The sequence below is a fragment of the Paenibacillus sp. SRL342 genome, assembly GCF_984798905.1.
This window is the reverse complement of the sequence record NZ_OZ481790.1, coordinates 5,637,008-5,655,378: the sequence shown is the minus strand read 5'-3', so window position 1 is coordinate 5,655,378 and position 18,371 is coordinate 5,637,008. Positions and strand designations below refer to the sequence as shown.

At 47.8% G+C, this 18,371-nt stretch carries 18 protein-coding genes; 16 read left to right on the top strand and 2 right to left on the bottom strand.

Features of this window, described 5'->3' with window-relative positions:
- The first annotated feature begins 64 nt into the window (after window positions 1-64).
- From AC4E8D_RS24940 to AC4E8D_RS24920, 5 genes are all read left to right on the top strand, one after another.
- Complete coding sequence (locus tag AC4E8D_RS24940; RefSeq protein ID WP_339305486.1) at window positions 65-808, top strand: class I SAM-dependent methyltransferase; 744 nt, start codon at window positions 65-67, stop codon at window positions 806-808.
- 27 nt (window positions 809-835) lie between these two features.
- Complete coding sequence (locus AC4E8D_RS24935; protein ID WP_490205349.1) at window positions 836-1,819, top strand: MBL fold metallo-hydrolase; 984 nt, start codon at window positions 836-838, stop codon at window positions 1,817-1,819.
- Window positions 1,820-2,016: 197 nt separating this feature from the next.
- Entirely contained in the window at window positions 2,017-2,433 is a 417-nt protein-coding gene (locus AC4E8D_RS24930; protein ID WP_490205348.1) for a hypothetical protein, read from the top strand.
- The gene (locus AC4E8D_RS24925) at window positions 2,430-3,473 is read left to right on the top strand and encodes an FAD:protein FMN transferase (protein ID WP_449004637.1); all 1,044 of its coding nucleotides are present in this window, start codon (window positions 2,430-2,432) and stop codon (window positions 3,471-3,473) included. Before AC4E8D_RS24930 ends, AC4E8D_RS24925 begins: the two co-directional genes overlap by 4 nt.
- Before the next feature lie 36 nt (window positions 3,474-3,509).
- Window positions 3,510-4,163 (top strand): ferric reductase-like transmembrane domain-containing protein, encoded by a 654-nt coding sequence (locus AC4E8D_RS24920; protein ID WP_449004638.1) that lies wholly within the window; start codon window positions 3,510-3,512, stop codon window positions 4,161-4,163.
- A 161-nt stretch (window positions 4,164-4,324) separates the two neighbouring features.
- On the opposite strand, the gene AC4E8D_RS24915 is transcribed toward AC4E8D_RS24920, so the two are convergent.
- Entirely contained in the window at window positions 4,325-4,891 is a 567-nt protein-coding gene (locus AC4E8D_RS24915) for a phosphatidylglycerophosphatase A family protein (protein WP_017692570.1), read from the bottom strand.
- Between the two features lie 272 nt (window positions 4,892-5,163).
- On the opposite strand from AC4E8D_RS24915, the gene AC4E8D_RS24910 reads away from it, so the two are divergent.
- From AC4E8D_RS24910 to AC4E8D_RS24870, 9 genes are all read left to right on the top strand, one after another.
- The gene (locus AC4E8D_RS24910; RefSeq protein WP_210109903.1) at window positions 5,164-6,219 is read left to right on the top strand and encodes a GerMN domain-containing protein; all 1,056 of its coding nucleotides are present in this window, start codon (window positions 5,164-5,166) and stop codon (window positions 6,217-6,219) included.
- 119 nt (window positions 6,220-6,338) lie between these two features.
- Window positions 6,339-7,094, top strand: coding sequence for a ribonuclease PH (gene rph, locus AC4E8D_RS24905; RefSeq protein WP_017692572.1), 756 nt, complete (start codon window positions 6,339-6,341; stop codon window positions 7,092-7,094).
- A 1-nt stretch (window position 7,095) separates the two neighbouring features.
- Window positions 7,096-7,719 (top strand): XTP/dITP diphosphatase, encoded by a 624-nt coding sequence (locus tag AC4E8D_RS24900; protein ID WP_017692573.1) that lies wholly within the window; start codon window positions 7,096-7,098, stop codon window positions 7,717-7,719.
- Window positions 7,720-8,072: 353 nt separating this feature from the next.
- The gene (locus tag AC4E8D_RS24895; protein WP_221820882.1) at window positions 8,073-8,915 is read left to right on the top strand and encodes an STM4015 family protein; all 843 of its coding nucleotides are present in this window, start codon (window positions 8,073-8,075) and stop codon (window positions 8,913-8,915) included.
- Window positions 8,916-8,936: 21 nt separating this feature from the next.
- Window positions 8,937-10,190, top strand: a complete 1,254-nt coding sequence (locus tag AC4E8D_RS24890; protein ID WP_221820881.1) for an STM4014 family protein — start codon at window positions 8,937-8,939, stop codon at window positions 10,188-10,190.
- Entirely contained in the window at window positions 10,183-10,968 is a 786-nt protein-coding gene (locus tag AC4E8D_RS24885) for an STM4013/SEN3800 family hydrolase (RefSeq protein WP_221820880.1), read from the top strand. The genes AC4E8D_RS24890 and AC4E8D_RS24885 overlap by 8 nt, the downstream gene beginning before the upstream one ends.
- Window positions 10,969-11,015: 47 nt before the next feature.
- Window positions 11,016-12,404, top strand: coding sequence for an STM4012 family radical SAM protein (locus AC4E8D_RS24880; protein WP_490205347.1), 1,389 nt, complete (start codon window positions 11,016-11,018; stop codon window positions 12,402-12,404).
- Window positions 12,401-13,261, top strand: coding sequence for an STM4011 family radical SAM protein (locus AC4E8D_RS24875; RefSeq protein WP_221820878.1), 861 nt, complete (start codon window positions 12,401-12,403; stop codon window positions 13,259-13,261). Before AC4E8D_RS24880 ends, AC4E8D_RS24875 begins: the two co-directional genes overlap by 4 nt.
- 411 nt (window positions 13,262-13,672) lie before the next feature.
- Window positions 13,673-15,370: a methyl-accepting chemotaxis protein gene (locus AC4E8D_RS24870; protein WP_449004639.1), complete on the top strand. Its 1,698-nt coding sequence runs from the start codon at window positions 13,673-13,675 to the stop codon at window positions 15,368-15,370.
- A gap of 145 nt (window positions 15,371-15,515) precedes the next feature.
- Here AC4E8D_RS24870 and asnB read toward each other — a convergent pair whose 3' ends face one another.
- A complete protein-coding gene (gene asnB, locus AC4E8D_RS24865; RefSeq protein WP_221821026.1) occupies window positions 15,516-17,360 on the bottom strand; it encodes an asparagine synthase (glutamine-hydrolyzing) in 1,845 nt (614 codons plus the stop codon).
- A 192-nt stretch (window positions 17,361-17,552) separates the two neighbouring features.
- Between asnB and AC4E8D_RS24860 the strand changes: the two genes are divergently transcribed.
- Complete coding sequence (locus tag AC4E8D_RS24860; protein ID WP_145325243.1) at window positions 17,553-17,852, top strand: hypothetical protein; 300 nt, start codon at window positions 17,553-17,555, stop codon at window positions 17,850-17,852.
- Between the two features lie 30 nt (window positions 17,853-17,882).
- Complete coding sequence (locus tag AC4E8D_RS24855) at window positions 17,883-18,239, top strand: hypothetical protein (RefSeq protein WP_145325244.1); 357 nt, start codon at window positions 17,883-17,885, stop codon at window positions 18,237-18,239.
- Window positions 18,240-18,371 lie beyond the last annotated feature (132 nt).

The following is an 18,371-nucleotide window of genomic DNA, read 5'->3' as shown; positions in this document are numbered from 1 at the left end:
GATGAGGCCTGAACAAAGCGTACTACAGATAGAGAGCCAGTGACCAAGTGGAGGGCGAGAATGGATGACGGAATGGTATGAAAAGAGTTTTGGAGAAGATTATCTGCTCGTATACAAGCACCGGGATGTGCAGGGTGCCTATCAGGAAGTACATAAAATGATCAAATGGTTGAAGCTTGAGCCTAACTCTGAAGTATTGGATCTATGCTGCGGTATGGGACGGCACTCATTGGCACTTGCTGATGCGGGATTACGAGTGACCGGGGTCGATCTTTCTGATGTGCTTTTGCGCGAAGCCCGACTAATGGACACTGAACACCGAGTATCGTGGTGTCTTGCGGACATGCGTGAACTCCCGCTGAAAGGTGGCTTCGACGCCGTAGTCAATCTGTTCACATCGTTTGGTTATTTCCTTGAGGACGGAGAACAATTGAAAGTATTACGTGCCATTCATCGCATGCTTCGGCCGGGTGGCAGCTACATTATTGATTTTATGAATACGGCTTATGTGACTCGTCATCTGGTTCCGCACTCCGTCCGAGAGGATGAAGGACAGCGAATTGAGGAGTACCGCAAGATTGAGGATGGATTTGTGCAAAAGGAAATTCGTATTACGGATACCACATCCGGGCATGAACCACGGGTATATCAGGAGCGTGTGAAGTTGTACACACGGGAACAACTGAGTCAGATGTTAAGTGCCGCCGGACTCCGGGTAGATCAGGTACATGGCGGCTATGACGAAGAGAAATATGACGAGCAGACTTCTCCGCGCATGATTTTTGTGGGTCGTCGTCCTGTGGAGTGAACAGAGACAGTCTGGAAGGGGGATAACATGAAGCGCACAGAAGAGATGTCCATGACAGAGGGCATACACCGGGTTAAGATCAGCATGTCGTTTCCCTTACGATGGGTGAACAGTTATCTGTTATCAGAACCGGATGGGAAGATAACTATTATAGATCCGGGACCGCGTAATTCGGAAACAGAACAGGAGTGGAGTGAAGCGCTGGCAGATCTTGGCCTGACCTTTAGCGATATTCGTCAAATTGTACTCACCCACCATCACCCCGATCATCTTGGGTTGTCGGGTTGGATGCAACAGATGACGGGGGCACCCGTTCGAATGTCCACACGCTCCCGCCAAGAGGCCGACTATATGTGGGGACCTGATTCACGTATTAATACATTATTACCTGATTTTTATCGTCGTCATGGTATGCCGGAAGACAAGACTGAGCAGATACATGAACATATGAAGGCATTTACTTCGCAGATCACGCCACTTCCAAATGTGACAACCATTGAAGATGGCGAGTGGCTCGATATGGGCGGGAGACGTTGGGTTACTGTGGAGACGGGTGGACATGCCCCAGGCCATTTATCCTTTTATGCGCCGGAGTCCATGGAGATTCTGTGCGGAGATGCAGTTTTGCCACAGATTTCACCGAATATCAGTCTGCAACCCGGCAGTGACCCTCAGCCATTATTGTCTTATATGGGAGGATTGCAACGTCTCGGGGAGCTGAACGTCAAGCAGGCGTATCCGGGGCATCGGAATCCTTTTGCCCAGTTCAACGAACGGACAGTACAATTGCTGGCTCATCACGAGGAACGTCTTCAGAAGATGACGGAGCGAATTCAGGAGTCACCGGCGAATGCGTACGATATCTGTGTGCACATGTTTGGCAATCGGCTGGGTACCCATCAACTGCGGTTTGCCATGAGTGAGACGTTGGCCCATTTGCAGGAGTTAATTCGACGCGAACTAGTGAAGCAAGAGCAACAACCGGATGGCACGTTCTATTTTCGATTTTAACGGTATGATGATATGGATATGAAATGATAATACGATCTTATATAGAGGCTCGGGACAGGAAATTCAGCTGTTCTGGGCCTTTTTAGCCTCTCTTAACGGTTCATTCATCTATTTTTAAGCCAGCGCACCTATGATACATCTATGAACTTCGCTAGGGCGTGTCTTGAGACATACCCTAAAGAAAGTAGGGAAGAGCGATGACCAGAAGAAAACGGAATCAATGGAGAAAATGGCAAGCTTCAGCGGCAGCAACGTTGACTGTGGCTGCACTCTTTCAATATGTAAGAACTTCGGATGCCTTTGATGTGGCCTATGCAGCAGCGAATGGCACAGATACAAGTGTTACTGCTTCAAGCCAGGTGGATACGCATGATGATGTGATGGATGAATGGATCAACAGTACAACGGACAGCAACAACTGGAACACGCAGGACAATGACAATAATGATAGTCAATATATTGGAACAACTGATAGCACACAAGCAGCTGGGCCAGATCAGAGCACGGGTAACAAGGGGAATTATTCAGATTCTCAGCGTATCGGGCAAAATAACCAGGGTACAGACTCCGGATACAGCAGTGGCAACTATCAGTCACGCACAGGTGCATCATGAGCCGCACGGAGCAAGTTGCTCGTCCGCTCCGATTTCAATTCCGTGCGATGAACACGGATATTGAAGTGCAACTGTCCGCTGGACGGGAAGAAGCTGAACATGCAGCAACCGTGGTGAAGAATTGGTTTGAGACGCAGGAGCAGCGTTTCAGCCGATTTGTAGCAGACAGTGAACTAAATCGTCTGAATGCTTCAACCGGATGGATGCCCATCTCCGCTGCGATGGATGAAGTTTTGAGTCTGGCCTATGGATATATTGGGCTGACTGAAGGGATTTTTCAACCGGGTATCTCGCAGGCTCTTCAGGCTTCGGGATATGATCTAAGCTTCGAGAAGGTGCAGCAACGACAATTGCAACGTCCATTAATTGAACGCATATTGCGAACGAGAACACCTGAATCATCAAGCTGGATGGAAGATCGACATGACCACAGCCGTCCGAGCTGGATTCAGCGGGAAGGTAGCCGGATGGTTCATCTGGACCCCGGAGCTGAGTTAGACCTGGGAGGCATTGTTAAGGGCTGGGCAGTGGAGCGTATCGCAGACTGGTTGCAGCGAACATTGCATATTCCAGCGGGGTTGATTAACGCGGGTGGAGATATTCAAGTATGGGGTTCACCAGACCATTCCCAGTGGACCTTGCAGGTAGCAGATCCTTTGCAGAATCAGGGTGCTGTGTCGGGAGCGATCCGTATACAGCGAGGAGCTGTTGCCACTTCGGGTATTTCCCGCAGACAATGGCAGAATACGGATGGAAGCTTTGCACACCACCTCATTGACCCCCGGACGATGGAGCCTGCAGATACGGACGTATTGCAGTGTACCGTTATGGGACAGCATGCTTCGCAATGCGAGATCATTGCCAAGACGGTCTGCATTTTGGGGAGTGCCGAAGCCGTGGGCTGGTTAAACCGACATTACGATCGGCATGACGTCCTGTGGATGACACGGGATGGGAGTATTTATTTTAGAGGGAATACGGATACGCTCGCTGAGCACTGGCCTGGTTTTGATCCGGATCATCGCTTCAGTCTATTATAAACGAGGACAAGTCTAACAGATATGGGGGAGCCGGTTATGGCACAATGGATTGTAGATTACCTGCCAACGTGGAATATCATTCGAATTAGTGGAATTGCTGCTTATGTGCTGCTCTTTGCCGGTGTGTTTCTGGGCATTGCGCAAGGGATGCCTCTGGCCAAAGGCAAACCAAAAGCAGACATGTTCAAATGGCATACTCGAACGACCTGGCTCGCCTTCGGACTTGGACTCGTGCACGCATTAACGTTATATATTGATCATTACAGCCCATTTAGCTGGGGAGAACTTCTGATTCCTTTTACCGCCTCCGTGCATCCGATCGGCAGTGGTCTGGGAACGCTAGCCTTCTACGGATTAGTGATTGTCCTGTTATCCAGTGATCTGCGGAACAAGTTGGGCCGTAAATGGTGGTTCATGTTCCACATGTTGTCCTATCCAGTGTTCATTGGTCTGCTGGTTCACGGCATGGTTACCGGAACGGATTCTGGCAATATCATCATGCGGATGATGTATGTATTTACCGGACTCAGCATCCTCGGTATCACCGTGCTGCGTGGCATGTTGCGAGAGCGCAAAGGCCCGGAAATCACGATTGGACCGAAACGGGCAACATCTGGTTCATCTGCCGAGCAGAATTGGGTTGAAGGTTTTGGTTTGGTGGGAACGGTACGACCTAAACATCTGAAATAATAACATGTGGGTTATCCAATATGTATCGTTACACATGCAAAAGAAGCGGCCATCTGGCCGCTTTTTCCATGAACAGTTATTTTATTGAACAGTTATTTCACGAAGCATCCATACGCATGTCCAATGTTCCACATGGCTTCAGATATGAAACGAGTTACGCATTATACAGCGTCATCACTGACAGGTTTTTCTCCCAGTGCTTCTTCAAGCTCGGATTGTTTGCGATGGGCGATCCGACTGCTCGCTGCTGATGCAATCGCACCGACAATATCATCGAAGAACGTGTGGACAGGGCCCAGGCTCTTGTCATTCAGTCGTTCAAGCACCCCTGGTTTTAGCTTGTCCACATAACCATAATTCGTAAATCCAATGCTGCCATATACATTGACGATGGAGAATGCCAAAATCTCATCCACGCCATACAGTCCTTCATCGTTCTCAATCATCTCCTGCAAAGGAGATATGAGCTGCCCCTGTTCTGCCAGAATATCAAGCTGAATCCCGGTCAGAACAGCATTCTGTACCTCACGTTTACGGAGAACCATCTCCACATTTTCGATACATTCTTCCATCGTAAGACCTGGATAATATTTTTGCTGCAATAACATGACCAGCTCTGCGATCTCAGGGATCGTGACGCCCCGCTTATGCAGCCATTCCCTTGTGGCCTCCGCCACCTTGCGGCTATTCAGGCTGTAAGGGATTTTTTCTTGCTCAGGATGTTCCATGGGCGATTCCTCCTCTGAAGTTAGCAATGTCCCTACTCTTGCTTCCTAATACGTTATTAACCTGGTTTACGTTTCTTTAAGATAATAAAATTATAAGTTTCAGTAAAGTTGAACAATTCGATTACCACATGGAAAATTTCAGCTAAACACGGTCTGTCTTCCGTGAAAGTGCGTTGATAGACATTTTTCTTATTATCTTTTAGTTATTTTTTGGACAAAGGCTCGTATACATGGTAGTACAAACTGTAAAAATGATGAGGGGGAACGTGATCATGAGAAAGATCCAATCTTTGCGTACGGTATCGGCAGCAGCGCTGCTGAGTATTCCTATGGTATTGTCAGGCTGCGGCATGTTTGGAGCACAGTCTTCCGAAGCTGTTGATCCACCACCGCCCATTCAGGAAGCAGCCATGATTCAGGCAGCCGAAGGAAATGGTGCACTCGCAATGCTCCCATTAACGACGGTATATCTGCAAGACCAGCAGGGGCTGCTCGCTCCGGTATCCCTGACACTTCCTTCCGGAACAGACGCAAGTAGTCCGAAGACAGCACTGGATACACTTGTCACAGGCGGGGCCTATGCGGGTATGCTGCCTGAAGGATTCCAGGGCGTTCTCCCACAGGGAACGGTTGTGCAGAATGTAACGATTCACGCGGATGACAAGCTGGCGGTCGTTGAGTTCTCGGGTAATTTTGCCAAGTATGATGCGAAGGAAGAACGGAAAATGCTAGAAGCTGTCACGTGGACATTGACGGGAACACCTGATGTGGAGAATGTGCAGATCTGGGTGGATGGCAAAAAGTTAACGCAAATGCCGGTAAACAGCACGCCGCTGCCTGAACCGCTGAATCGGGCTGTGGGAATCAATCTGGATCTGGGTGATACGTTTGTGACGAATAGCAGCCCGGTCACGGTCTATTTCTCCGCTGCTTCACCAGCAGGCATCCAATATTATGTTCCGGTGACACGTCTGGTTACACCTGGTGAAGATCGGGTGCAGGCAGCATTGAATGAGCTGATCAAGGGACCTGACAAAGGTGGAGAACTGGAAGAGGTCATGACAGGCGGAACGGAGCTGCAATCGGTCAAAACGGCAGAGGATGGCACGGTAACGGTTGCCTTGAAAGATGATATGTTTGCCGAAGGGGATATCGTGCCAAGCGAGCTGTTACAGTCTGTCGTATTAACCACTGCGGAGAACACAGCCAGTAAGGATGCCAAAGTGCAGATCGAATGGAATGGCCAAAAAACGGTCATGGGTGACGATAACAGGGATTACAGTGCGCCGGTTTCCAAGCCTGAATATATCAACGAAATTCCGATTTAATGAACGAAGAAATGCTTAAGGATGCTTTTAACCGAACTCTTTGGTAAAATATAAGGGATTCGTAAAAGTGTGAATAAGTTCAACATTACAGGATGCTTAAGTCGTAGGAGGCAGAAAATATGAGATCAAACGGACGAACCAGCGAACAGCTGCGCCCGCTGAATTTAACAGTGAACACGAATAAATACGCCGAGGGCTCTGTACTGATTGAAGTTGGAGATACAAAGGTGATCTGTACAGCTACAGTGGAGGAACGTGTTCCTCCCTTTATGAAAGGGCAAGGTAAAGGCTGGGTAACAGCTGAATATTCCATGTTGCCACGTGCAACACATACCCGGAACCAACGTGAAGCCAATCGTGGCAAATTAACTGGACGCACCATGGAAATCCAGCGTCTGATTGGTCGGGCACTTCGCTCGGTAGTTAATCTGCAGGCTCTTGGCGAGCGTACGATTACCTTGGACTGTGATGTCATTCAAGCTGACGGAGGCACACGCACAACGTCCATTACCGGTGCGTTTGTAGCGCTGGCGCTTGCCGTGAACAAGATCTCCCAACAGCACAAACTGCAAGTGTTCCCGATTACGGATTTCATTGCAGCAGTAAGTGTGGGTGTTGTGGGTGAACAGCCTGTACTGGATCTGAACTATGATGAAGATTCCAAAGCCAAGGTGGATATGAACCTGGTGATGACAGGCGGCGGTAAATACGTTGAGCTTCAGGGAACAGGTGAGGAAGCACCATTTGATCGCCGTGAGCTGAACGCCATGTTGGAACTGGGCGAACAGGGAATTCTGGAGATGATCGAGCGTCAAAAAGAAGTGCTCGGACCGATTGCGCTCAAGATCGGCGCGCGTGGATTAGGGGAAGCTTAAGATGAGTTTGGACAGCCCAATCCTCATTGTTGCAACCCGCAATGCGGGTAAAGTCCGTGAATTCGCTCATGCTTTCGCACCGCTTGGCAAAGAGGTCAAGAGCATGTTTGACTATCCGGAGCTGCCGGATGTGGTAGAAGATGGCGTAACGTTTGCGGAGAATGCCTGGAAGAAAGCCAAGGCGGTTGGTGATGCGCTTGGATTGCCTGTTCTGGCAGACGATTCAGGACTTTGCGTAGACCTGTTGGATGGTGAGCCAGGGGTATATTCAGCGAGATATGCAGGCGAAGGAGCAACGGATGCACAGAATAATGCAAAGTTGCTGGAGACACTGGAATCGTTAAAATCCGGTGAGGACACCGAACAGCCGCTGCTAAGTCCGGCTCGTTTTGTCTGTGCGTTGGTACTGTACGATCCGACAACAGGTGATAAGTATGAATCGGAAGGCACTGCGGAAGGCTGGATCACGGCTCAAGCTGCAGGTGCTGGCGGTTTTGGATATGACCCACTCTTTTATGTACCTGAATACGAGATGACGATGGCAGAGCTGACGCTTGAGCAAAAGCAGGCGATTAGCCACCGTGGTCACGCGCTGAGAGCGCTTGTATCCAGACTTGAAGGCTGAGATTAAACGGAACAGAACATCTTGATTTAACTTCATGATATGTGAACATCGAAGCGTTAATGGAAGGACAGAAGCATTCCGATGGGATGGTTCATCCGCCATTAACGCTTTTTGTATGAAATGAAGTATTTGATCGGGTTTGGTGAGGTCCATCCATATACCTAATGGTGAGGGCTATTTTCTGTGACTATATAATAGAACGTATGTTCTTATACCTATATGAAAATTAGTTTACGTTGCACGATTGGGAATCTCATTGGGACTGGAGTTGGAAGAAGTTGCAAGCCTTGTGTGGTATGGGTTAACATTCAAACTAACGAATCACATATGACCTTAAACGGAGGGATCCACTCATGCAAGAAGTGAAGCTTGTTGTATCTTACGATGATTACGAGGACGGCATTCGTATGGAAAAGTTAATTAAAGAACTGGCGGCTAAACCGGAGGCCAGCTCATTGGAAAGTCTGGTCATCGGAGATTGGGGACAGGCTTATGAAAATTCGCCTGATGAGTTCATGGGTACGCTCGTCGAGTCGGCTCCAAGCTTTCCGTCATTGAAGAAACTGTTTATTGGAGATATGGGATTTGAAGAATGTGAAGTATCGTGGATTATCCAGACAAATCTCACACCACTGTTAGGTGCCTTTCCAGAATTAAAATCATTCTCTGTAATGGGCAGTAGCGGCCTCAGTCTGGAACCACTCCAGCATGCCAAGCTTGAAGAATTAATTATTATTTGTGGTGGGCTGCCGAAAGACGTGTTATCTTCAATCACCCATGCCAAGTTGCCTGAATTGCGTAAACTGGAACTGTACCTGGGTGTGGATAATTATGGTTTCGATGGATCACTTAAAGATGTACTCCCTTTGCTAGAAAAAGGATTATTTCCAAAGCTGGTTTACTTGGGTCTGAAAGACAGTGAAATTCAGGACGAGATTGCCAAAGCAGCAGCTGAAGCACCTATTCTGGATCAACTTGAAGTACTGGATCTATCGCAAGGAACGTTGTCCGATGAAGGGGCTGAAGCGTTGCTTGCCAGTGACAAGATCAAGAAACTGAAACATCTTGATCTAAGTTACCATTACATGACCAATGAAATGATCAGTCGCTGGAACCAATCGGGTATTTCTGTAGATGTTAGCGACCAGCAACAGAGTGATGAGGATGACTGGCGTTATCCATCCTTAACGGAATAGTTGATGTCAGGTGTAAAGGGAATGAATGAAAGACTGCACCAGCCAATAGATGTGTATGATCTAACGCAAGATCAGCCCTTTTTATTGATCGGAAACCCTGATAACCGACGAACACAAGGGCTGCAAGAGGCTAGGCATAGATTGGGTTTGAAACCTGCGGTTGTACTGCCATATGCTCAATTGCTCCAGAATTGGAGACAGGGTCGAACCATCGCTGATACAGTAGATTCCAATCTGCCCGTACCCCTGATTCGGATTGATGCTCCTGGTGAGGAGTGGGAAGTGGAGCGTGACCTACTGTTCCTTGGAGCTGTGAACGATACGTCATCGACAACATTAACGGGTGAAATGGGAGCAGAAGAATTTTCCGCAGAACAGGCACTTGCGCTGGAACAGGAGTGGGGAAGAATCTACGCTCCTGCTCAGTGGTTCCGTGGCTGGAAAGCATGTCTGGATCTAATCGGCCGTGAGTCTCGGGAAATATGGCCTGAAGTCCGATTCATGAATGATCCCGCCGATATCCAATTGATGTTTGACAAGAGAACATGTCAGAAGCATCTATCTTCACATGGAGTTGATGTACCTCCGGCGCTTCCATCTTCGCAGCCAATCCGCAATTATATGGACCTGCGTAGCTCAATGAAGGCTGCCGAGATGCATCGTGTGTTTGTGAAGCTTGCGTGTGGCTCCGGGGCTTCAGGAGTTGTTGCCTATCAAGTCAATCCCCGAACGGGTGATGAAATCGCTGTAACAACGATGGGGATGGAACAGAGACAGGGCAAGACGATTTTCTTCAATGAAGGACGTCTACGCAAGTATACCCGCAGTGAAGAGATTGCTACGCTGATGAACTGGTTATGTGCAGAAGGTGCACAGATTGAACGATGGATGCCCAAAGCCACGCTTGATCAGCGGGCCTACGATATTCGCCAACTGGTTGCAGGTGGACAGGCAGGTCACGCGATTATGCGGCTGAGCCGTACGCCGATTACCAATCTGCATCTGCGTAATGAACGTATGCTGCCTGCTGAAGCAGAGCTGGATGAACAGCGGATGTCGCTGGTTAGGACGGCAGCGCAAGCAGCCATGTCTGCATTTCCCAACTCGTGGTCAGCCGGGATTGATGTGATGCTTACTAGTGGTTCGAATCCGCGTGCTTATGTGCTGGATGTGAATCCGTTTGGAGATCTGTTATACAGAGTTGAGCATCATGGCCTCGGAACCTATGAGTGGGAAATGGAACTTTTACGAAAGGAGCCTATTCAACATGCCTGATATGAACACCATTGTGGGCTCCCATGATCTGTTAATGATTACGCTGGATACGTTACGATATGACGTAGCCAAGCTGGAAGAGGAGAATTGTCCTAATCTGTGTGGTTCGGGTCCGTGGGAGAAACGTCATACCCCGGGCAGTTTTACATATGCAGCACACCATGCTTTTTTTGGTGGTTTTATGCCGACTCCTGCTAATACGGACAAGGCATCTCATGTTAGGCTATTTCATTCCCGGAATTCTGGGCTCAAAACACATCCACACACCTGGCTGTTTGATACACCTGATATCGTATCCGGGTTCGCAGCTGAAGGTTACCGTACCATCTGTATTGGCGGTGTCATCTTTTTTACGAAAAAAAACCCGCTTGCGAAAGTATTGCCCGGCTATTTCCAACAGAGCTACTGGCGAATGAACTTTGGGGTAACCAACCCCAAATCAACAGAGCATCAGGTACAGCATGCATTAAAGTTGCTTGAACAGACAGCGCCGGATGAAAAGATATTTATGTTTTTGAACGTGTCTGCCATTCATGGACCCAATCGTTACTTTGTGGAAGGAGCCAAGGAGGACTCGGTGGAAACTCAAAGGGCTGCACTTCGATATGTAGATGAGGCTCTTGGACCATTGTTCGAGGCGATGAGTAAACGCGCCCGGCCTGCGTATTGCCTGGCTTTTTCCGATCATGGTACAGCTTACGGTGAAGACGGGTATCAAGGACATCGGCTCGCACATGATGTGGTGTGGACGGTACCTTACCGTGAATTTTTAGTATAGAATGTATTGATCTTATGAGGACAACAACCGGAGACAGGAGGAAACCGATGGAGAAACATATACAATATACAACAACAGGCCATTCCACACAGTCCGGATCCAATATAGCTACAAGTCTCAGTGAAGTACTGGCATTCCCTTATCGTTCTTACTTATACTCGTACCCACACAAGACCGCCTATCGGGAGCTTGACCCACCACTACCGTTGGGGCCACTGTGGGAACGAGAGAATACCGATACGTATTTTTTATATATGCACATTCCCTTTTGCGCTGCTCGTTGCGGATTCTGTAATCTGTTCACACTGCCGGATCGACGGGATGATACACATGAACGCTATGTGGATGCACTGGAGCGTCAGGCGAAGCAGTGGGCACCTATTACATCTCGAAAACCGTATTCACGGTTCGCGATTGGTGGAGGAACGCCTACATTATTAAATGAGGTTCAGTTAAATCGTCTGTTTGAAATTGCTGAACATGTGATGGGGCTGGACCCTGCGCAAGCATCGATTTCGGTGGAAACGTCGCCGGATACCGTTACGGAAGCCAAGCTGGCCATCATGAAGGAACGAAGTGTGGATCGTATCAGTATGGGCATCCAGAGTTTTATTGAAGCTGAAGCATCTGCCATCTATCGTCCACAAAAACCGCAGGAGGTCGAACGAGCGCTTGAGAAGCTTACTCGGTATGATTTCCCGTTGTTAAATCTGGATCTGATCTATGGTTTGCCAGGTCAAACGGTGGAATCGTGGATCTATTCATTGGAAAGAGTTCTGGCCTACGAACCGGGCGAGATCTTTATCTATCCCTTGTATACACGGGAAAATACAATCGTGAAGCCTGATGATATTCGCCGTCAGGGACCTGACATCCGGATGGAATTGTATAAAGCTGCACGTGAGACTTTAAAAAGTAAAGGTTATGTGCAATATTCGATGCGCAGATTTGCCAAAGAACAGTCGTCCTCCAAAGTGCTTCTGCCTTATAGCTGTCAGGAGGAGGGCGTGGTTGGTCTGGGATGTGGCGCACGCTCTTATACGAGTGAAGTACATTATGCTTCCAAGTATGGCGTGAGTTACAAGGCCACACAAAGCATCATTGCCGATTATGTGGCGACCGAGCGCTACGATGTGGCGGATTATGGCATCGTGTTAAGCCGTGAGGAACAGAGACGGCGCTTTATTCTGAAAGCCTTGCTGCATCGCGAGGGATTGACGTTGTCTGACTACCAACAGCGCTTTGGTACCGATGTGATGTCCGACTATGCCTGGTTGGCTGAACTGTTGACAGAGGGCATGGCGGAGTTGGAGAGTGATGAGGACAAGCAGGTGCTGCGTCTGACAGAAGAAGGACTAGGTTACTCCGATGCGATTGGAGATTGGCTTATATCTGCCGAAATTCGTGAACAGATGGAAGGGTTTGTTTTCTCATGAGAGCGACTTTGTATTATCGGGGGAAGTTGTCTTCCTGTAATTACGACTGTCCCTACTGTCCTTTTAGCAAAACCGTGGATTCCAAAGAGACGTTGGAAGTGGATGAACAACAATTGCGTCAATTTGTGAATTGGGTGAGCGAGCAGGAAGTTGAGGGACACCAATTTTCTATTTTCTTTAATCCCTATGGTGAAGCTTTGGTGCGTCGGTGGTACAGGGAAGCGATGGTTGAGCTGTCACATATGCCACATGTGGATAAAGTTGCAATTCAAACCAACCTGTCCGTCAAACTGGATTGGGCGAGGGAGCTGGATGCGAATAAAGCAGCCTTTTGGGCGACGTATCATCCTCGTGAGACAAAAGAGGCTTCTTTTGTAAAACAATGTCTGACCTTGCGTCAGATGGGACTTGCTTTTAGTGTCGGTACTGTCGGACTCCGTAGTGCTTTCCCCGCAATCGAGTCGATGAGACAGGCTTTACCGGATGATGTGTATATGTGGGTCAATGCCTTCAAAGATCGGCCCAAGTATTACACACCGGAAGAGATTCAGTTTTTACGTGGGCTTGATCCGCTTTTTGAAGGTAATCTGCAGGATTATGAAAGCTTGGGCAAACGATGTTCTGCCGGTTCGGAAGTATTTTATGTACAGGGGTCCGGGCATGTGAAAAGGTGTTATAAGGATCGCCGTATCATTGGACATCTGTACCGCGATGGTTTGCAGGCTTTGGCAGCGGATCGGCCCTGTCGCATGAAAAAATGTGGCTGTTACATCGGTTATATCCATATGGAGGATTCCCCGTTCAGAGAAACCTTTGGCAGCGGGCTACTTGAACGTAATCCGGTATTGATTCGTTGACCGGCATTTCATATTTAGCTATTCCACTGGGGAGCTGGAATAGGGTTATTCGTTTCTAAACCACATATCAGCGTAACTTCAAACGCATCTTTTAGTATAGGCAGGATCAGACCTTTGGTTTGGACTTGCCTTCTGGAAGGTGTTTTTTTTGTTTTACGGGACTAGAGTTAGTGTTTGTGTTCTTTATTAAAAGAGCCTTGACAATTTTGAAAAATAATATTTTTAAGTTTATGATTCAATTTTTATATTTTATGGGTTAGTATGAATAGGAAAAAAGACCCTTTTATGAATAGTATTTGTACATATAATCGCGAATTATATTTTTAATTGGGTCTAAAGTCTCAATTTAATTGAAAGGAGGGTGGATGTAGGAGTATCATGCACGTTATCTGAACTTTCGGGGGAGTACACATGAAAAAAATCTCAATTAGCCGTAAATTACTTATGGGTTTCTCATCTGTGCTGTTATTATTGGTGGCTATAACGGTTATAACATATACGCAGTTTATAGCCGTTGAGAAAACGTATACAGAATTAATTAATGATAGAACAAGCAAACTATTACTCATTAAAAATATGTCGATTGATCTTAAATCACAGCAGATTGCTTTGAGAAATTATATTCTGGAAGACAGTGCGGAGAACGAACAGGCATTTAATAAAGCTTATGAAGATTACATAGCATTAAATGAAGAATTAAAATCATCAGTTTCAAGTTCAAAGATGAAAGATTACCTTTCACGATCGGATGAAGCGATGAGCCAATATTATGAACTTGCGCAGCAGATTATGACATTGACAAGACAGGGGAATAACAGTGAAATCTCAAGATTACTGAAGGATACAGCCCCAAGTCTGATCTCTGAATTTGAAGGCATTGTGGAAGGTATGGAAACGCATCAACAAGATGCCATGAACTCAGGCGTTGTGGAGGCTAATCTTCAGATTGTGCAGGTCCTTAGGTGGATTGCAATTATTGGAGTGGCTTCTCTTCTAATCGGGGCACTTGTGACGTATGTCATTGGCAGAATGATATCCTTGCCTGTTGCTGCTATTGCCCAATCCGCGAGCCGGATTGCAGACGGAGATCTGACTGGTGAGCCTATTGTGGTCCGTAACAAGGATGAGATTGGTGATCTCGCCCAAGCCTTTAACATCATGTCTGCAAATTTGCGTACACTCATTCATCAGGTAGGAGACAGTGCAGAACGGGTAGCTGCCTCTTCAGAGGAGTTGACGGCAAGCACCGAACAGACAGCAACCGCCACAGAGCAAGTGGGCATCACAATGGGTGAGATTGCAACAGGTATGGATACACAGGTTCGAATGGCGAGTGATGGATTCCAGACGATGAATGAGTTAACGACAGGCTTTCAACAAGTTACGGAGAACACACTCCATATGTCTGAAGAAGCTACCAAAGTCTCCGTAAAAACAATATCGGGTAGCGAGTCAGTTCAGTCTGCGATAGGTCAAATGAATTCTATACAAGGGACGGTGTCGAATCTGTCGGTCGTGATCCAGGAACTGAGCAGACACTCTCAGGATATTGTTAAAATGGTGGACAGCATCTCGGAAATATCAGCACAGACGAATCTCCTATCCCTTAATGCTGCTATTGAGGCTGCACGAGCTGGCGAACAGGGAAGAGGGTTTCAGGTTGTTGCTACAGAGGTTCGGAAGCTGTCTGAGCAGTCTGCGCTTTCTGCTAATCAAATTGTTCCATTGGTGGCATCGATTGAGAAGGGAATGCGAAATGCTGCTGAATCTATGATGGTTGTATCCGCAGAGGTTCAAGAGGGGATTACACTTGTTCACCAGGCGGGAGCCACATTTGATGAAATTCGTGAGGCGGTTGGGGGCGTAGCGGGGCAAACACAGGAAGTCTCTGCTTCAATTGAGCAAATGTCAACAGGGGTAGAACAGATTAATAGGTCTATGAAAACAATCATGGAAGTGACCGAAACGGGGGCCGCCGGAACAGAAGAAGTGAGTGCATCTTCTGAGGAGCAGTTGTCTGCGATGCAGGAGATTGCTTCCGCAGCCAATGATCTCTCCTTGATGGCAGAACAGTTGCAACAGACCGTCAGTCGTTTCAAAGTGCAATAAATTGAACTGAGTGGAATGTGGATGAAGAACGAACGCATACGTACAGAGATTCTTATAAAAAAGTAATAAAGGGTGTCCAAACACAGTAGTTACTGTTTGGGCACCCTTAAATAATTCACCTTGATGAATCAATGCATAACATGATTTAACGAATAGCGACTTTATATGTCCGCAACCAGGTATTGATCTGAGTCAGATAAGCAAATAACTGGGGACCCGACATTAACTGTCCGAACCAGGGAAGATTGGAAGCTGCATCTGGTGAAGACGCAAGATTCCGGATCTGAGTTTTGTCGATCAAAGGCAAAATCGGCGAAGTGGGATCATCCAGGATATCAAGTACCTGTTGTTTGACCGCGGCCAGATATTGTGGATTATGTGTTTTCGGATACGGACTCTTTTTGCGATATAACACATCGTCAGGAAGGACACCTTCGAGTGCTTTACGCAGAATACCTTTTTCCCGTCCGCCCGTTATTTTCATTTCCCAAGGGATGTTAAACACATACTGGATCAGACGATGGTCACAGTAAGGTACCCGCACTTCCAGTCCTGCCCCCATGCTCATCCGGTCTTTGCGATCCAGAAGTGTAGGCATGAAACGTGTAATGTTCAGGTATGACATCACCCGCATTTGTGCAGCTTTACCCGTTTCCCCGTCCAACAGAGGCACTTCAGCCACTGCATCCGAATAGCGGTCTGCCAAATAATCGAGTGGCCGAATCCATTCCCGAATATCCGGGGATAACAATGCTGCTCGCATATCAGGCGCTACAGACCACGGAAACGTACCGGAGTTCAGCATATCTTCTCGATGGAACCAGGGGTAACCGCCAAACACTTCATCCGCTGCTTCGCCTGAGATGGCAACGGTGGCCCCTTTTTTGATTTCTTTACAGAACAAATAGAGCGAGGAGTCTACATCTGCCATACCTGGCAGGTCCCTGACTAGCATGGCCTGTGTCAGTGCATGAACCAGTTCTCCGTTCTCAATCTCAATCCAGTGATGGTCGGTCTTGAGTTCATCCACCATTCGCTTAATCCAGGGACCATCTGCACCCGGCTGAAAGGAATGCGCCTGGAAATGCTTGGCGTTATCCACATAATCGACAGAATACGTACTGATTTGGCCTTGCCCGGTCCGGTTGTAATAATCCACGGCTAATGCAGACAAGGCACTGGAGTCCAGTCCTCCTGATAAAAGAGAGCATACTGGAACATCCGAAGCCAACTGGCGCTCCAGTGTATCTTGCAAGAGAGAGCGTACCTCGGCTGCCGTCTCTTCCAGGTTATGTTCGTGGTTCTGGCTTTCCAGTTTCCAGTAGGCATAGGTTCGGATACCGTTTCGGTTATAGATCAGCGCGTGCGCGGGCTTGAGTTCGCTCAGTGAAGAGTATACGCCGTGTCCTGGTGTCCGTGCAGGCCCTACGATAAACACTTCGGCCAATCCTTCCGGGCCTACAGCGGCTTCCACATCAGGGTGAATAAGTAGAGCTTTGGGCTCTGAACCAAATACGAGAGTGTCTTTGGCATTACTGTAGAACAGAGGTTTCACGCCAAGGCGATCTCGTGCGATAAAAACCTGTTCGCGTCCCCCATCCCATATGGCAAAGGCAAAAATACCGTTAAACCGGTCAACACATGCCGGTCCCCACTCAATATAAGAGGCGAGCAACACTTCCGTATCACATTGCGTGCGGAACTGATGCCCCCGCTGGAGCAATTCCTTTTTCAACTCGGGTGCATTGTATAGTTCTCCGTTATACACGACGGTATAGGAGGTATCTCCCTGTAACGCATGCATGGGCTGTGCGCCGTTCTCGGGGTCCATTACACTAAGACGCCGATGTCCAAAGGCACAAGGATTGGAGATCCATGTACCTGAAGCGTCAGGCCCCCGGTTCGACAAGCTATCCGTCATACGGACCAGCAGCTCTGATTCCTGGGTCAAATCCCGATTCCACTGTATGAAGCCGGTAATACCGCACATGGTTTGTTCATCCTTTCTTGGTCGAGTCATTCATCCGTATGGCTGCTTAGTTACTGGCAACCAGCAAATGTTGTCTTTTCGTCAGAGGTCGTAACAAATATATGCCGAAAGCAGGCATAAAATGTCTGTCCTCTTCGGAAACTAGTTCTAGGGACAACGGCCTCAACATGCCTGTGAAGGAGAGAACATGCAATGGACAGTATGAAGTATTATGTGTCTGTCATGGGCCGCTCCGTTATTCCGGATCCGTCTGTAACATCGTATGAATGGATCATTCAGGCAACACCACAGGAAGCGGAGCAATTACTGGGACTGCTCAATCTCATGCAGGAAAAGGAGGAAGAGGCCTTTCCTGGCATGGTATTCCCATGGCCAGATACACCGGAGGAGTCCGTAAACCGGGCGTATGAAACGGTATTACAACAGGTGTATCGGGAGATTTATCGATTGGGTACACCAGAGACGCGATACCAGATTGAACAAAGTACATGATAAGCACAAAGGAAAAGGAGCGCGATACGAATGTATGCCATTCAAGATGCCAAAATACGCAGATTAACTGAGGTAGATGGGTTGTCCTGTGCAGAGGTTGAAGTGCAGCCTGGAAATGCCGGAGACCCGTCATTACTTGTATACGTGGCCTCCACTCAGCCCGGAAATTCGCTGGAAGTTGTTCGAATTGTACGTAATCACTCCGATTCGGCGATCGACTGGTATAACAATAATATGCATACCGCATTTGAAGAGGCGACAGAAACCGCCTTTGAGAACAGCGAAGGCATTACTGCCGAAGAAGATAAAGCTCGGTTTCAAAGTGAACTGTTTGCCTTTGGTTTGCTTGGTCCAACACTTCAGCGCTATCTGATTGGGCAGGCTTAACAGGTAACGCTCCAGCAATACATGTGGTGTTAGCGGAGTAGAGTTCGATGTTGAGTTATACGTAGATGTGATCTGTTGCTGTTGCCAGTTGCTGTGACAGCATCTGTAACTGGAAAAACCCGCCGTTGTTGA

Coding starts and splice junctions, on each gene's coding strand:
- AC4E8D_RS24880 (WP_490205347.1), top strand. CDS start 11,016: ATGGAGAAACATATACAATATACAACAACAGGCCATTCCACACAGTCC.
- AC4E8D_RS24895 (WP_221820882.1), top strand. CDS start 8,073: ATGCAAGAAGTGAAGCTTGTTGTATCTTACGATGATTACGAGGACGGC.
- AC4E8D_RS24910 (WP_210109903.1), top strand. CDS start 5,164: ATGAGAAAGATCCAATCTTTGCGTACGGTATCGGCAGCAGCGCTGCTG.
- AC4E8D_RS24855 (WP_145325244.1), top strand. CDS start 17,883: ATGTATGCCATTCAAGATGCCAAAATACGCAGATTAACTGAGGTAGAT.
- AC4E8D_RS24930 (WP_490205348.1), top strand. CDS start 2,017: ATGACCAGAAGAAAACGGAATCAATGGAGAAAATGGCAAGCTTCAGCG.
- rph (WP_017692572.1), top strand. CDS start 6,339: ATGAGATCAAACGGACGAACCAGCGAACAGCTGCGCCCGCTGAATTTA.
- AC4E8D_RS24885 (WP_221820880.1), top strand. CDS start 10,183: ATGCCTGATATGAACACCATTGTGGGCTCCCATGATCTGTTAATGATT.
- AC4E8D_RS24920 (WP_449004638.1), top strand. CDS start 3,510: ATGGCACAATGGATTGTAGATTACCTGCCAACGTGGAATATCATTCGA.
- AC4E8D_RS24925 (WP_449004637.1), top strand. CDS start 2,430: ATGAGCCGCACGGAGCAAGTTGCTCGTCCGCTCCGATTTCAATTCCGT.
- AC4E8D_RS24940 (WP_339305486.1), top strand. CDS start 65: ATGACGGAATGGTATGAAAAGAGTTTTGGAGAAGATTATCTGCTCGTA.
- AC4E8D_RS24900 (WP_017692573.1), top strand. CDS start 7,096: ATGAGTTTGGACAGCCCAATCCTCATTGTTGCAACCCGCAATGCGGGT.
- AC4E8D_RS24860 (WP_145325243.1), top strand. CDS start 17,553: ATGGACAGTATGAAGTATTATGTGTCTGTCATGGGCCGCTCCGTTATT.
- asnB (WP_221821026.1), bottom strand. CDS start 17,360: ATGTGCGGTATTACCGGCTTCATACAGTGGAATCGGGATTTGACCCAG.
- AC4E8D_RS24890 (WP_221820881.1), top strand. CDS start 8,937: ATGAATGAAAGACTGCACCAGCCAATAGATGTGTATGATCTAACGCAA.
- AC4E8D_RS24935 (WP_490205349.1), top strand. CDS start 836: ATGAAGCGCACAGAAGAGATGTCCATGACAGAGGGCATACACCGGGTT.
- AC4E8D_RS24915 (WP_017692570.1), bottom strand. CDS start 4,891: ATGGAACATCCTGAGCAAGAAAAAATCCCTTACAGCCTGAATAGCCGC.
- AC4E8D_RS24870 (WP_449004639.1), top strand. CDS start 13,673: ATGAAAAAAATCTCAATTAGCCGTAAATTACTTATGGGTTTCTCATCT.
- AC4E8D_RS24875 (WP_221820878.1), top strand. CDS start 12,401: ATGAGAGCGACTTTGTATTATCGGGGGAAGTTGTCTTCCTGTAATTAC.